Origin of the sequence: Sphingobacterium bovisgrunnientis (assembly GCF_009829085.1) — a bacterium.
Lineage (GTDB): Bacteria > Bacteroidota > Bacteroidia > Sphingobacteriales > Sphingobacteriaceae > Sphingobacterium > Sphingobacterium bovisgrunnientis.
In genome coordinates this window covers 1-15,217 of record NZ_WUQY01000039.1, presented here as the reverse complement: position 1 = coordinate 15,217, position 15,217 = coordinate 1, and the positions used below count along the sequence as shown (strand labels likewise).

At 35.8% G+C, this 15,217-nt stretch carries 16 protein-coding genes; 4 read left to right on the top strand and 12 right to left on the bottom strand.

What is annotated here, in order from left to right; all coding sequences use genetic code 11:
* Positions 1-29: 29 nt before the first annotated feature.
* Genes GOQ16_RS15060 through GOQ16_RS15050 form a run of 3 tightly spaced genes read right to left on the bottom strand, consistent with a single transcriptional unit; the run spans position 30 to position 2,398 of the window.
* Positions 30-665, bottom strand: coding sequence for a uridine kinase family protein (locus GOQ16_RS15060; protein WP_160070043.1), 636 nt, complete (start codon positions 663-665; stop codon positions 30-32).
* A gap of 23 nt (positions 666-688) precedes the next feature.
* Positions 689-1,636 carry a septal ring lytic transglycosylase RlpA family protein gene (locus GOQ16_RS15055; protein ID WP_160070042.1) on the bottom strand — a complete coding sequence of 316 codons (948 nt, stop codon included), beginning with the start codon at positions 1,634-1,636 and terminating at the stop codon, positions 689-691.
* A 9-nt stretch (positions 1,637-1,645) separates the two neighbouring features.
* A complete protein-coding gene (locus tag GOQ16_RS15050) occupies positions 1,646-2,398 on the bottom strand; it encodes a hypothetical protein (protein WP_160070041.1) in 753 nt (250 codons plus the stop codon).
* A gap of 16 nt (positions 2,399-2,414) precedes the next feature.
* Between GOQ16_RS15050 and GOQ16_RS15045 the strand changes: the two genes are divergently transcribed.
* On the top strand, positions 2,415-3,767 hold the full coding sequence (locus GOQ16_RS15045) for an NfeD family protein (protein WP_160070040.1): 1,353 nt from the start codon (positions 2,415-2,417) through the stop codon (positions 3,765-3,767).
* Positions 3,768-3,835: 68 nt separating this feature from the next.
* On the opposite strand, the gene GOQ16_RS15040 is transcribed toward GOQ16_RS15045, so the two are convergent.
* From GOQ16_RS15040 to ychF, 7 genes are all read right to left on the bottom strand, one after another.
* Positions 3,836-4,213, bottom strand: coding sequence for a hypothetical protein (locus GOQ16_RS15040; protein WP_160070039.1), 378 nt, complete (start codon positions 4,211-4,213; stop codon positions 3,836-3,838).
* Positions 4,214-4,339: 126 nt separating this feature from the next.
* Complete coding sequence (locus tag GOQ16_RS15035; protein ID WP_160070038.1) at positions 4,340-5,401, bottom strand: PA0069 family radical SAM protein; 1,062 nt, start codon at positions 5,399-5,401, stop codon at positions 4,340-4,342.
* Between the two features lie 39 nt (positions 5,402-5,440).
* Positions 5,441-7,498, bottom strand: a complete 2,058-nt coding sequence (ppk1, locus tag GOQ16_RS15030; RefSeq protein WP_160070037.1) for a polyphosphate kinase 1 — start codon at positions 7,496-7,498, stop codon at positions 5,441-5,443.
* A 64-nt stretch (positions 7,499-7,562) separates the two neighbouring features.
* Entirely contained in the window at positions 7,563-7,940 is a 378-nt protein-coding gene (locus GOQ16_RS15025; protein WP_160070036.1) for a hypothetical protein, read from the bottom strand.
* Positions 7,941-7,947: 7 nt separating this feature from the next.
* Complete coding sequence (locus GOQ16_RS15020; RefSeq protein WP_160070035.1) at positions 7,948-8,526, bottom strand: DJ-1/PfpI family protein; 579 nt, start codon at positions 8,524-8,526, stop codon at positions 7,948-7,950.
* Positions 8,527-8,568: 42 nt separating this feature from the next.
* A complete protein-coding gene (locus tag GOQ16_RS15015) occupies positions 8,569-9,144 on the bottom strand; it encodes an NADPH-dependent FMN reductase (protein ID WP_160070034.1) in 576 nt (191 codons plus the stop codon).
* A gap of 120 nt (positions 9,145-9,264) precedes the next feature.
* A complete protein-coding gene (ychF, locus tag GOQ16_RS15010; protein WP_160070033.1) occupies positions 9,265-10,365 on the bottom strand; it encodes a redox-regulated ATPase YchF in 1,101 nt (366 codons plus the stop codon).
* 305 nt (positions 10,366-10,670) lie between these two features.
* Here ychF and GOQ16_RS15005 point away from each other — a divergent pair, with 305 nt between their 5' ends.
* Positions 10,671-11,153, top strand: coding sequence for a hypothetical protein (locus GOQ16_RS15005; protein WP_160070032.1), 483 nt, complete (start codon positions 10,671-10,673; stop codon positions 11,151-11,153).
* A 169-nt stretch (positions 11,154-11,322) separates the two neighbouring features.
* Positions 11,323-12,270, top strand: coding sequence for a polysaccharide deacetylase family protein (locus tag GOQ16_RS15000; protein WP_160070031.1), 948 nt, complete (start codon positions 11,323-11,325; stop codon positions 12,268-12,270).
* A 17-nt stretch (positions 12,271-12,287) separates the two neighbouring features.
* Here the strand turns inward: GOQ16_RS15000 and GOQ16_RS14995 are convergent, their stop codons facing one another.
* Both GOQ16_RS14995 and trpB read right to left on the bottom strand, forming a co-directional pair.
* Positions 12,288-13,196 carry an IS982 family transposase gene (locus GOQ16_RS14995; RefSeq protein ID WP_160070030.1) on the bottom strand — a complete coding sequence of 303 codons (909 nt, stop codon included), beginning with the start codon at positions 13,194-13,196 and terminating at the stop codon, positions 12,288-12,290.
* Between the two features lie 147 nt (positions 13,197-13,343).
* The gene (gene trpB, locus GOQ16_RS14990; protein WP_204987495.1) at positions 13,344-14,519 is read right to left on the bottom strand and encodes a tryptophan synthase subunit beta; all 1,176 of its coding nucleotides are present in this window, start codon (positions 14,517-14,519) and stop codon (positions 13,344-13,346) included.
* Positions 14,520-14,642: 123 nt separating this feature from the next.
* Between trpB and GOQ16_RS14985 the strand changes: the two genes are divergently transcribed.
* Complete coding sequence (locus GOQ16_RS14985) at positions 14,643-15,131, top strand: hypothetical protein (RefSeq protein ID WP_160070029.1); 489 nt, start codon at positions 14,643-14,645, stop codon at positions 15,129-15,131.
* Positions 15,132-15,217 lie beyond the last annotated feature (86 nt).

Below are 15,217 nucleotides of genomic sequence, written 5' to 3'. Positions count from 1 at the left end.
CAAAGATAGTTATTTAGAATGATTTTAAATTAAACAAAGTTTAATTTTTCTCTTACCTCTTGGGAAATTAATTCTGTTGCCGAATTAATTATTTCCGGATCGTCTGTGTTGTTGATTATAACTTTGTCCGTATGCTCTCTGTAGGGCAGAAGGTAAGTATTGTAGGAAGGTACCACATGATTTATCCATTTGTACATCACATCATCATGATCGTAACCACGCTCCAACAAATCACGCTTTAAGCGTCGTTCTAACGCTACATCCTCATTGGCATCCAAAAAAATACGATAATCCAACAATTCGTTCACCTCTTCGTAGTGGAAAATAAATAATCCTTCAACAATCAAAATCGGTGCGGGCTTAATCTCAAGCACTTTAGGTTTGATGTTGGGATTATTAAATGTGTATTCTTCCTTATGAATAGTCTTGCCATCGAATAGATCTTTGATGTCCATATAAAAAGCTTGACGATCAATTGCTGTAGGCAAATCAAAGTTGTATAATCTATTTTCTTCCTGTGTCTTAGTATTGGCAGGAATATAATAATCATCTTGCGAGATTAACGTAATATCCGATTCAGCAAAATGATTTAAAAAACTTTTAAGAAAAAATGTTTTGCCAGATCCACTACTTCCAGCGATACCAATTACGTATGGTTTGTCCATTTAATGTATTTAATGAAAAATTCTTAATTCAAGGGTACGCCGTAAGTGATTTCGACTTGGAATCTTTTGTCCAAGATACCAATCGATGATGCTACAGATTTTGATAGAATAACTATTGCCCCTTGTGTGTCGTGATTGTCGTTAAATTTTCCGACAACTTTTGCAAAGGTAACACTTCTATTCATAGGATTTGTAATTTTTAGAATAGTTCCGATTGGAGCGGTCTTGTGCAAAGCCAAACTCGTGTTTCCATCATTTTCCAAATCGCTAAGCCATACGCCAACACCTTTTTCTTTGTTCTCACGAATACCGTATTTATTTGGTTTGAAAGCAGAATCATCGATAGGATTGTTTTCTTCGATTTCTTCCACAATGGGTTCGATCGCAACAATTTCAGGCTCTTCTTCAGGCAATGCGTGATTTGGGATTTTTAGGATTTGTCCTTCTCTCAAACTATCCGAAGTCAAATTATTTATACGTTTGATATCAGGGACTGAAATTCCGAATCGACGAGAAATAGCAAAAAGTGTTTCACTTTTTCCAACTTTATACTCGGTGATTTCGTTCGGATTCATCAATACAGGCGTATTATTTTGTCTGTTCTGTGTATTAGTAGTAGCTACTGGTGACGCTGTCGGTAAAGTCGGGCGTGTCTCAATCGCTGCACCACGTGGTATACGAACAGAATCGCCTACGCGTAGATTTTTCTTGTTGTTGGCAGCCATGATTTCATTGACAGGCACGCCATATATGCGACTAAGCTGATAGTATGTTTCTTTGGATGCTAATTTGTGAATTACAAATCTTTTACCATTAATATTTTCAGTTCGGATAGAATCCAAAGGAATTTCTAATGTCGAATTGACCGTCAAATCTATGGATTTAGCATGTCCAAAAGTTGGAATTGCTAAGCCGAAAACAAATAGAAAAGTTAATTTATGATACGTTTTAATAGTTTTGTTCTGCTTCATATCTTACAATTATACTAAATAGGAGGAAATTTTCATTTTATTACTTGATAAAAAGAAAATATGCTCTTTGACAGTGAAATAGGGCTGAGGGATTAATTTGTCCATTTCTTCTATTATAAGTTTACTGTCATATAATTCATTCTTTGAGGATAATGAAAGGTTCAAATTATATGTGTTAGCTGTTTGCGTATGGTAAGACCACAAGAATAAATCGCGATAGGGCTGTAGCCAAATTTGATCTATATATGAAATGTTGTTGAGGAAGGACGGTAATTTTCCTTGAAAAGGAATAGGATAATGAATATCCCGTAATGGGAAAAGTGTTTCGCCTTCGTACTTATTTGTGATTTCACCTGTCGGAATATCAATGTAAAAACTTATACCCGATGGTATCGAGCGATGAAAAGCCTGAATGGTATTTTGATAGACATCTTTGATCACATATTCCATATAGGTAAAAACGGACGTTCGAGTATGGATATGTACAACTTGAATACCTGCCTGAATGGGTGAATAGTCACCGAATCTTTTCAGAATAAGGTAATCACCTTGAATATCTTCTAATGTCCATTCGCGCGAATCCACTTCATACTGTTCTAAAGTGTATGCACCGTCAAAGTTAAAAACCGAAAAAATAGGAAGGGTGGAGTCTGGATTACGACTTTCTACAGCAATCTGAGCATGGGCACAATCGACCTCAATCTTCCATATAGGAAAAGGAAAGTTTCTTTCGAATGCTTTATTTATTGTATATTTATTCATACCAATGCTTAGAAATATGCTACACAAATTTACTAAATCTATTCTTTTATTTGCTTTTTTAATTCTAGCTTTTGTATCGCAGGCACAATCCATTTACAAGACGGAGCTTAAAGAAGACGTCGGACCGAACTCTTGGCGCATCATCAAAAAGTCTTATGATCAAGCGATTTTGGATAAAGCAGATTACTTTTTGATAGAGATGAATACTTTCGGTGGAGCTGTAAATTTTGCAGATTCTATTCGAACTTTGCTGCTAAATTCCCAAATAAGAACTATAGTATATATTAATAATAATGCGGCTTCCGCTGGCACATTAATATCGTTGGCGTCAGATTATATCTTTATGCAGACTGGCGCTTCTATAGGCGCCGCGAGTGTGGTCAATCCGCAAGGGGAAGTTATGCCCGAAAAATATCAATCGTATATGCGTGGATTAATGCGCGCTACGGCAGAGGCAAAAGGTAGAGATCCCAAAATTGCTGAGGCATTTGTTGATCCGACAGTTTCTTTGCCCGAGTGGAAAGAGGACGGTAAAATCCTAACGTTCACAGCTTCTGAAGCGGTAAAAGCTAATGTGATAAATGCGGAGGTGAAAAATGAAAAAGAAGTTTTCCAACAATTGGCTATTAATGCGCCAAAAGTGACGGCTTACCAAAAAACTACTATCGATCATATCATTGGTTTCTTAGTTAATCCTTTAATTAGTGGTTTATTGATTGTTGGGATAATTGCAGGTATATATTTTGAGTTGCAAACCCCAGGAATTGGTTTTGCGATGGTGCTAGCAATAATTTGTGCATCCTTATTTTTTGCACCATTATATTTGCAAGGATTGGCGGATCATTGGGAGATTGCTATATTCGTCATTGGTGTTGTATTGCTCGCCCTCGAAGTGTTGGTCATACCTGGATTTGGTGTAGCTGGTATTTTGGGTATAATTCTAGTTCTTTGTGGACTTTCATTTTCGATGTTATCGAATGAATTTCTTGATTTTAAAATATCTAAACCTGGTTTGTTAATGAATTCTTTTTTAATTGTAATAGGATCAATGGTCTTATCTGTCGTGTTAATGGTCATTTTTGGAAAGAACCTATTGCAATCCTCAACCTTCAAGCGATTGGTATTGGAAGATGAGCAACGTGCAGATACAGGATATACTTCGTCAGTACCAAAAGTTAACCTACTTAATAAGAATGGAATTGCACGTACAGTTCTACGTCCATCGGGCAAAATTGAAATTGATGGTGTATGGTACGATGCTGTTGCACTAGATGGATTTATTGATATGGGCGAGTCAGTTTACGTCGAGAAGCACGAAAACTATAATTTGTTTGTTCGTCGCCTCTCAGATAAACCGCAAACTACATAATTATAAAATAAAAGGGCTTGATTATTTCAAGCCCTATAATAAATAGTGTAGTGTGATTTTAAGATTTTTTACCTGTCGCAATCTGCAAACCAAGTTTTCCCATCTTTTGTATAAGATATGTTCAAATTTGATGCCGAAATAGATATTGTACCTAATGCACCGCCTTCGAATATTATAACATTACCTTCACCTTTTTCCATTTTTATACCATTCAATGAAGGAATACCATCAGAAAAATTGAAGTTATATGTATCTCCAACTTTAGCGACGCGTACAGACCCATTTGTAGAACTTTTAACCTCGTCTAACCCTTCATTGTAGCGTACAGTGCCTTCATACGTCCCCACAAACAAATCATTATCTACTGGATCATCGTCTTTGCTACATGATGAAAATGCAAATAAAGTAATAAATAAAAGGCTTAAAATTTTGATAATGTTTTTCATAACATTTAATTAGTGTGTAACAAAAATTTTATTAATTACACTCTAAAATGCAACCACTATGCCATAGCACAAATTAAATCACCATTTAACGGAATTTTAACAAATCGGTATTGAATTTCAATAATTTTAGAATAATTTAAGTTGAAGATCAATAGATTTTTGACGTTCTATTTTTGCATATTCAAATGGAGATAGGTTTAATTTATTTTTTAGACAGTGTAATTTAAAGACATCACGAATTATTTTAGCAACATTTCCAGACCCTTTCATGCGCTCACCGAAATTAGAATTGTTAACATGTCCATTGTGACAACTTAAAATAGCATTCCAGATTTTATCATTTCTATCGGGATAAGCTACATTAAGCCAATCTTTGAAAATTTCACCTATCTGACCATTTAATCGTACAATAATATAATTTGCCCATTTAGCGCCTGCATTTGCTGCAGCCTTGAGAACTTGAGGAATCTCAGAATCGGTTAATCCTGGGATTATGGGAGCTACATTTATTCCAATTGGAATATTATAAAAGGATAATTCTTCGATGACGCGGAGACGTTGTTTTGCTGTAACAGTGCGTGGCTCTAGTTTCTGACGAGTGGATTCTTTCAACGAATTGAGCGAAATATAGACTTTAATTAAGCCTAATTTTGCCATATCAGTGAGAATATCTTTATCACGTAGAATTAGGGCATTTTTTGTGATAATACTTATCGGTTGTTTGTAATATAGTGCAGATTGAAGAATTTTGCGTGTCAATTCTTTTTCACGTTCTATCGGCTGATAGCAATCTGTATTTCCAGAAAGATGGATAGGGGTAAAGTTCCAGTTTTTGCGCGTTATAAATTTCTCAAAAAGCTCCACAGCATTCTCTTTTACTATTATTTTGCGTTCAAAATCTAAGCCCGAACCCATATCCCAATATTGATGCGAATTGCGCGCGTAGCAATAGACACAGCCATGTTCGCAGCCTTGATAGGGATTCGCAGAATAAGCCATACTCACGTCAGGACTTTCCACTTTATGTACTAAAGATTTCGCTTCTGAAGAGATAAAAATAGTTTTGTAAGATTGATCCTCAAATGAATCTATTGCTTCGATATGAAATTTACCATAGACATCCTGCACAAACTTATTTTGTGGATTGTATTGCGCGCCTCTACCTTTTATGTAATCTTTATCTTCCATGAAAGTAAAATTACTAAAAATATTAGCAAAATAAATTATTTATTGAGTTTTTAAGTATCGATAGATTTCAATTTGTGAGCGACATTCCTCTTCGTCGTTTTTAATGTATTCGTTACTCAATAAATTGTTGAGTTTACGTGCTTTCACATTATCACGCAATTGGATGTTAAGAATATATAGAAGTTGACTTTTGATTTTACGGTCATTTATTTTTAGAGCTGCTTCAATGCGATAATCCAAATTACGGGTCATCCAATCCGCAGATGATAAATACATAATTTCTTTACCCGATTGGTAAAAATATAATACACGCGCATGCTCCAGATATTCGTCAACAATACTGATCGCTTCAATAGGTTGCGCAAAGGTAGATTGGTTCACTACACAATATATACCACGTACTATCAATTGCACTTGTACGCCAGCTTCTGCAGCATCATAGAGTTTTTTAATGAGTAGCTTATCACTCAACGAGTTTATTTTTATTATGATATGTGCTTTTCGGCCTTCTTGAGCTTCTTTAATCTCTTTGTCTATAAGTGCAGAAAGTTGATCGCGCATATCTGTAGGAGAGAAAAGTAGTCCTTTCCCAGGAGTCAATTCTTCATACAAATTTGAATGCGGTTTACGCAAAACTTTAAAGACACGATTTATATCTGCCATAACAGCTCTATTGCTGGTCAGCAAACAGAAATCGCCGTATAATTTTGCCGTTTTCTCATTAATATTTCCCGTGCTGACAAATCCATACTGTATGGTCTTATTCTGGACGCGTTTTTTGATAATACACAATTTTGCATGTACTTTTTTATTTGGAATCCCAACCAAGACTGTTATTCCTTCTGTTTCGAAACGCTCTTTCCAGTACAAATTATGTTGTTCGTCAAAACGCGCACGCAACTCCAACATTACGGTTACCGCTTTGCCATTGCGATGTGCATTGACCAAGGCATTGCCGATTTTAGAATTAGTTGCCAAACGGTAAGCTGTGATTTGAATAGACGTCACATCGGGATCGATAGCCGCCTCGCGCAAAAGATCAATAATATGGTCGAAATTGTGGTATGGAAACGCGAGCAAAATATCTTTTTTGGCAATCACATCAGCCATTCGGTTCGAATCTTCCAATTCGGGATGGTGAAAAGAAGTTCTTTCAATAGACGTGATATGCTTACGAAAGACATTTGGGAAGTTCATAAAATCTTTGAAATTATGAATCTTTTGTCCTGGAATAATACTATCTTTTTTTGAAATGCCGAGTTTCTTAATTAAGAATTCCACTAGCGTCTGACTCATATTCTCGTCAAATACAAATCGAGTAGGTTTGCCTTTTCGACGATTTTTAACTGCTTTAGCAATTTTTTCCGCAATGTCGGTATTGATATCATTGTCCAAATCAAATTCCGCATCGCGCGTAATTTTGAATGCATGCGCCTTGAAATCATCAAAACCAAAAAAGGAGAATATATACGGAAGATTGAACTTAATTATGTCTTCCAACAAAATCAAGTGCACCTCATTTTTGGGGGAAGGCAAGATTGTAAAACGAGATATTCTATCTGTTGGAATTTCGATAACTGCAAAATTGGTTTCGTAATTCCAATCTTTCATTTTCATCGCCACGCCTAGATACAATGATTTGTCTCGAATATAGGGCATGGGTCTGTTTTCATCCAATAATAAGGGGATGAGATTGGATTCTACTTCATTGATATAAAATTCCTTAACGAACTTCTGTTGTTGCTCGTCGAGATCCTGTGTTGTCTTTAGGACAACGCCCTCTTTTGACATTTCTTTTTGAACATTCAACCATACTTTTTCAAACTTCTTTTGCTGCTTGATTAGTTTGTAATTGAGTTCATCAAGAATTAGTTGTGGCTTTTCGAAAAATATTTGTTTAGCTTCTTTTTCGTCGACTAATAAAGCTCGTTTCAAGCCTGCTACACGTACACGGAAAAACTCATCTAGATTGTTTGAAAATATACCTAGAAACTTAATTCTGGAAATCAAAGGCACAGTTTTGTCCGCAGCTTCTTGCAATACACGTCCATTAAAACTCAACCAGCTAATATCCCGAGGTATATATTTTCTTCCCATATCGTAAGTATTGTCAAATCAAATTTACCACTTCTGTGTAGCGCTTATATTAATTCGATGTTAACTAATTGTTAGAGCCACGTCGCTTGATAATATTGATGGCTTCATATTTCGAAGTATCGTAATGCGGAGGTTCTATAGTTAATGTAGTAGGGTAGGGCTTATTTCTGTCAAAAAAGAAAACCCTTGTCACACTGTTGAAATCATTTGTTGGAAAAAGCTCAGCACAAGCATCGTAATTAGCATTCGTTAGATCACCTACAGTAACGGCGTAAATACGTTCAATACCACCTTTATTTTGCTCATTGCGTACAAATGCTACCTCTTCAAATTCCCCGGGTATATCTTTGATACCAGGTTGACTATAAGAATCCCAAATCATATAGCCCAATATAATAATAAGAGGTACAGCTAAGAGCCATACCTTTCTGTTTTTCTTCATGTGTGTTTTAGAAACTTATTTGGATATTTAATAGTTTGTAGAATTCTTTCAAGATTTCTTGATGTCCTGGCCACGCAGGTGAAGTCACTAAGTTACCATCCACTACAGCTTGATCTGCTGGAATGTTCTTCCAAGTTCCTCCTGCTAATTCAATGTCTGGGCCTACTGCTACATAAGCTGTCAATGTTCTTCCTTGTAATACTTTCGCTGTGGTCAATACTTGAATACCATGACAAATTGCCGCAACCGGTTTGTCGGCTTCAAAGAAATGTTGAACGATCTCTATTACACGTTTATTTAATCGAATATATTCGGCAGAACGACCACCAGCGATGTACAAGCCATCATAATCTTCGGGATTGACCGCATCAAAATCCTTATTAATAACAAAGTTGTGTCCACGTAACTCTTTATACGTTTGGTCTCCCGTGAAGTCATGCACAGCTGTAGGCACTACATCACCTTTCATTCGATCTGGTGCAATAGCATCCACGTCAATTCCAATAGAACCCATCGCTTGGAATGGAACCATTACTTCATAATCTTCTACGTAATCCCCAACCAATAATAATATTTTCTTTGCCATTTTCAATCGTTTTAAAAGTTATAATACAACAACAATATACGTTTAACTATTGTTTTCAGCACCTCCCTCAAACTTTTCTTTTAGCGTACGTTTTGTTTTACGCACTTTGGCTTCCAATTGACTACGTAAGAGCATATTGGTTACGCCTTTTCCTTCTTCAAAATTAGCGTTGAATTCTGGAAGTGAAAATGTATCCAACACATCCGCACCGTCAAATGGTAGACGCGCTGCCGCAATGCTCAAAACAGATTGACCACCACGCGCACCTGGTGATGTTGCTAACAAGAATACAGGCTTGCCATTGAATATTTTACGTCCTTTGATACGCGATACCCAATCGATAATATTCTTGTAGCAGGCATTATAATTACCGTTATTCTCTGCAAAAGAAATTAATATAAAATCTGCCCAGTCAATTTTTGCAGCGAAGTCGCGTGCTTGTTGCGGAATACCAATTTCTTTTTCTAGATCTACCGAAAAAACAGGCATAGCATAATCATTGAGATCAATGATTTCTTTGACATCATCCAATTCTTTGTAATACTTGGAAACACTTGTTACGAATTTTTTATTGATAGATTGAGAACTGTTACTCGCTCCAAAAGCTAATATTTTCATACGTCTAATATACTTAATGTACCTGTTTAATCTGTAATTTACTAGTCAGAATCTGAACTTCAAATTATGAAAAAAGGGTTGATAATTTATCAACCCTTTATATTTTTTTACCAAGATTCTTTACACGTTGAATCTGAAGTGCATGATATCACCATCTTCTACGATGTAAGTTTTGCCTTCTACAGATAATTTACCTGCTTCCTTAACCGCACTTTCAGATCCGTATTGAATAAAGTCTGCATACTTAATTACTTCTGCACGGATGAAACCTTTTTCAAAATCGGTATGAATTACACCAGCAGCTTGAGGTGCAGTAAATCCTTTTTCAATCGTCCAAGCACGTACTTCTTGCACACCTGCAGTGAAATATGTCGCTAGGTCTAATAAGGAGTAAGCTGCACGAATCAATTTGTAAACGCCTGATTCTTCTAAGCCTAAGTCATCTAAGAACATTTGACGTTCTTCGTAGCTTTCCAATTGTGCAATTTCAGACTCAATTTGAGCTGAGATAATTAGAACCTGTGCTTTCTCATCTTTTACAGCTTCTTTTACACGATCTACGTAAGCATTACCTGTATTTACTGAAGCTTCGTCTACGTTACAAACGTATAAAACAGGTTTTATTGTCAATAAAGTAAGGTCAGCGATATATTCAAAATCTTCTTCAGAGATAGCCGCTGTACGAGCTGATTTACCAGCTTCTAAATGTTCTTTAACAGCTGAAAGAATTTCGAAAGTCTTTTTGGCATCTTTGTCACCACCTGTCTTTGCCATTTTCTCCACTTTTTGAATACGTTTTACAACTGTATCCAAATCCTTCAGTTGAAGTTCAGTATCGATAATTTCCTTATCACGAATAGGGTCAACAGAACCATCTACGTGAATTACATTTCCGTCATCAAAACAACGTAAAACGTGAATAATAGCATTTGTAGTACGGATATTACCTAAGAATTGGTTGCCTAAACCTTCACCTTTAGAAGCTCCTTTTACCAAACCAGCAATATCTACAATTTCAATCGTATTTGGAACGATACGTTGTGGATTAACCAATTCAGCTAATTTATTAAGACGCTCATCAGGTACAGTGATGACACCTACATTTGGTTCAATTGTACAGAATGGAAAGTTTGCCGCTTGTGCTTTCGCGTTGGACAAACAGTTGAATAATGTTGATTTACCTACGTTTGGTAGGCCTACGATACCACATTGTAAAGCCATAAATTCTTTATGCTGTAAGATTTTAAAATTGTGCAAAGATAACAAAATACTACAATACTGAAGGAGTTTGTTTTATATGGTAATGAATAGCTATAGAGTCTATAAAATGAACAATCTCTGTTTCATTTAGATTATAAAGGCATTTCGATATTTGATTGGTGGGATTTTAACATAATCGAAATTTAATCACTTCAAAATGAATATGTTCTTCCGCTTTTACAAATTTTAACATTTTATTGGTTAATCTTTTGGCATATATAAAGGGTCATATGTTCAAATATCACAGAAATTAAAAGGAGGGCTATATGAAAAATTTACTTTACATCACTTTACTCATAGGCGGTTTATTTGTCTCAAAATCATCGGAAGCTCAAGTTAATGTGAGCATCAATATCGGTTCACAACCGCTGTGGGGTCCAGTAGGATATGACTACGTTCGTTATTATTACATGCCCGAAATTGATGTATACTACAATGTATCATCTAGAAAATACACCTATTTTCATGGAAATAGATGGGTGACTAAATCAAAGTTACCAAGTCGATACCGTCACTATGATATGTATCGTACATATAAAGTGGTAATCAATGACAATAACCCATGGAAATACCACAAACGCCATAGAAGTGAATATGGTAGATATACGAGAAATTACCATCAAGTTGTTTTGCGCGATGCGCCGCATCGACACCACAATGGAAAAGGTCCAGCGAAACACAGATATGATAAAAAATCGCACAAACACCACGACAAACACCGTGGACATAGACACGATCACAGAAGATAATTTTTTGAAATAGTTTTGTTTACTAAATTAAATTAAAGTCGGTTTTCATTTTGAAAATCGACTTTTTATATTGTAGTAGTATGCTTACTATTTTATAATAATTAGTTACAGATAAATAACTCACTATAGTTTTTTTCTTTTAATTTTGTGGAAATTAATACATTCTAAAATGTTGAAATTAAAGGGGGAGTTATTGGGATTAAGTGCTGTAACTCTCGCAATTTTGGGCTTCTTTTCATGCAATAATTTATCTAGTACTGTGTTTGGCTCGCAGCAAGTTGATTCTTTGGTCGAGAGGATTGAAGAATTGATCGTCGAAAAGCCAACTTTACATAGCAAATGGGATTCTTTGCGTAAAAATAAAATTGTTTTTCAGGTGGATTCTCTTCATCCTGTAGATATTAAGACGCAAAGGAAAATGTTAAAGGATTCGTTGCGTAAGGCCTATGATCAGCTTCCGAAGCATGTATATCTAACATTTGATGACGGACCTCTAGTGGGTAGTCGCGCAATCGATTCTATTGCTCGTGCTAAAAATATAAAAGTAAACGCATTCGTGGTAGGTAGACATTCTACGATGGGTAAGTACAGATTGCGCGATTTAAATTTATACATTGAAAATCCTTTGGTAGCGGTTTACAATCACAGTTATACGCACGGTTACAATAGACTGCAAACTTTTTATACAGATAGTCTTAAAGCATTTCAGGATTTTAAGAAAAACGAAGAAAACATTGCTTTTAATAGCAAAGTTGCTCGTCTTCCAGGGCGCAATATTTGGATATACGACAATGAGCGAAAGATTGATATTCCTAATGCTGCACCTACAGCAGATTTACTCTTCAAAGATGGATACAAAGTATTTGGTTGGGATGTGGAATGGCGTCTAAACAGCCAAACAGGTGTTCCTAATACACCGCTAGAAATGGTGTATGGTCGTATCGTTAACTTTATGAATAATAAATCATCGAAAGAACCGAATAATGTTGTGTTCTTGATGCATGACGATATGTTTCAAACAAGCCAAGGTAAAAAGCTTCTCTCCAATTTAATCGATAAATTGATTGCTAAAGGTTATAAATTTGAGTTTATGGAAGATTATCCGATTAAATATTAAAGTAACGTGAGTTCGGTTTAAGCAGCAAGGAATAATTGATTTTCTTGCTGTTCAAACTGAATGTTTAAAGAAGGTTTTTTAGGAAAAAAAGCATAGGCTGCCAAAGCTCCTAAAATATTTAACAAGAAGTTGTTTACCGACCTGTGTCTGGTATGTTGTAGCTTGCAAATGTTCTTTAGTTCATCATTTACACATTCAATAATCGCTCTTTTTCGGAGCATTATTTTATCGGATTGACTTAAGTTCATTCCTTTCATATTTTTTCTAGGTTTGGTCACCATCTGTATTCCATTTCCCCAGAGTATATCCGCCATTGCTTTTGAAATATACCCCTTATCCCCATATAGTTTACCAAAAATATCCTTGGTCATATTCATCATATGTTTTAGATTTCTGTCATCCACATTGCCCTTAGTAAGGTAAAAAGACAATATTTCTCCCTTATCATTGATAATTAGGTGTAGTTTGAAGCCATAGAACCAACCGATGGAACACTGCCCCCGTTCAGCAGTATTTCTGAAAACTTTGTTTTGGTGTATCCTTCTGTTGTGGCACACCTTTATATGGGTAGAATCAATAAAATTAATTCCTTCACTCTTGCCAGGACAGCACATCTTTACAAAAAGCATAAAAGTGACAGCACACTTTGTTTGGAGCTCTACGAACCTATTGTAAGAGGTTAATCCAGGAAAAAGATCCTTGAGATGAGGCAATGCATAATGCACATAAAAAGACTTCAAATTGCTGAATTGACCTGAATGAAAAAGGATCATTAAGCTGATCATTTCACTTTCACAAAAACTACCTTTTCTATTGCGTTTACCAAGTTTTCTGTCTTCTAAAAGCTTTTCTTCTAGAATAGGTCGGATTTCATTGCAAAAATCATCCACTTTTACGAAAATTTCTATAACTTTATCTCTTAACATAGGGCTTGATTTATAATCGTAACAATCTGCTTGTCAGCTAATTGTATACAATAATCAAGCCTTTTCTAATTGAAATAATATATAAATTTTACTTTTTTCTTATCCCGAACTCACGTTAAAGTATTGGGGGCATAAGCCCCCATTTTTTTACATTTCTCTTTCTACATCCTTATCGCCTCTACCAGAAACATTCACAATAGCCAATTGGTCTTTGTCTTTTAAAACTTTGATCGCTAAAGCTACAGCATGAGCACTTTCGATAGCAGTGGTAATACCTTCCAATCTGGATAATAATTTGAAAGCATCTACTGCTTCAGCATCGGTGACAGGATAATATTTTGCGCGATTACTGTCTTTCAATTGCGCATGCTGCGGTGAAATCCCAGGATAATCTAATCCGGCAGCAATAGATTTAGAAGGAATTGGATTTCCTTCGTCATCGACCAAGCAGTATGATTTAGTTCCTTGGAAAACTGTTGGTTTACCAAAAGATAATGTTGCAGCGGTGTTAGGGTATGTGCCGTCTCCACCGCCTTCAGCACCGTGTATTTCGACAGTCTCATCATTTAGAAATCCTGAAAACAAACCAATCGCATTCGAACCACCACCTACAGCTGCAAATACGCTATCTGGTAATCTTCCTTCAAATTCCAATATTTGTTGTCTTGCTTCTTGCCCGATTACGGATTGAAAATAACCCACCATCTTAGGGTAGGGGTGTGGACCTACATGAGAACCCAATAGATAAAAAGAAGTTGGATTTTCTATGTAATAGCCTAAAGCAGCATCAACCGCATCTTTCAATGTACGGCTACCCAAGTTTGTAGGGATTACCTCAGCACCAAGCAGGCGCATCCTACGTACATTCAATGCTTGACGCTCCACATCGATTTCTCCCATAAAAACTTTACATGGAATCCCAAATATTGCGGCAGCTGTAGCAGTAGCGACGCCATGCTGTCCGGCACCAGTTTCTGCAATAATTTCGGTAGCACCCATTTTTTTAGCCAATAATATCTGACCGATACAATTGTTGATTTTATGTGATCCTGTATGATTAAGGTCTTCGCGTTTTAAATAAATCTTTGAACCGACATAGTCACTTATATTCTTCGCATAGTATAAAGCGGAGGGACGGCCCACATAATTTTTAAGAATGCTAATAAATTCTTTTTTAAACTCTTCCTGACCTGCTTGATCATCGAAAAATGAAGCAAGTTTTGCGAGTTGTGGCTCTAAAACGGGTGGAATAAAGGCGCCTCCATATTCTCCATAGGTACCATTGTATTCCAACATTAATGGATTAGGTTTTACTTCAATCATTTTTGTGTATTTTTTATAATTAAGGTTTATGTATCCTTAAATATACTTTTTATTTCGAAATGCTTGTGTGTTATCCCAATTTTAGTAGCCATTATTTAAGAAAATAGTTTTTACCTTTGTCTTATGGCTAAAATGTTTAATAATATCGAGGATTTGTTGGAGAATATGGTAAATTGCTTTACGGAGCATGCTATGTACGATGTGTTGGAAGAACGTGATGTTATTTCGATTTTACCTATTGAAGATCCTGTAGTTGCTGCAGACTTTTTGGTTAAGACTAATAAAGTGTTAGCCGATCACTTTGAAATTTTCGATGAAGACTGCTATGGAGCAGATAGTATGCAAGATAAGGAGGAGAATCCTATTTTCTTTTGGAAAGATTACCTTAACTGCTTTTTTGACTTGGAGCTTGTCGATGATGATGCTATTAATAGTAAATACGTGGGTACAGCATTTGGAATTTATCAAATAACAGGAATTGCATTTCGTGATGAAGTCAACAAACGTATAAAACGTCGCCGCCTTAACGGTATTCGTTTAGAATACAAAGTCAAAGAGACACCAATGGATCGCAATAATCATTGGAAACGTACTTACGATAAAGAGTTTTAATACTTGATTTCACAGCTGTCCTAAATAAATTTAGGGTGTAAAAAAATCTGCCCTCTTCTATTAATTAGGAAAGCTTTTTGTGAAAA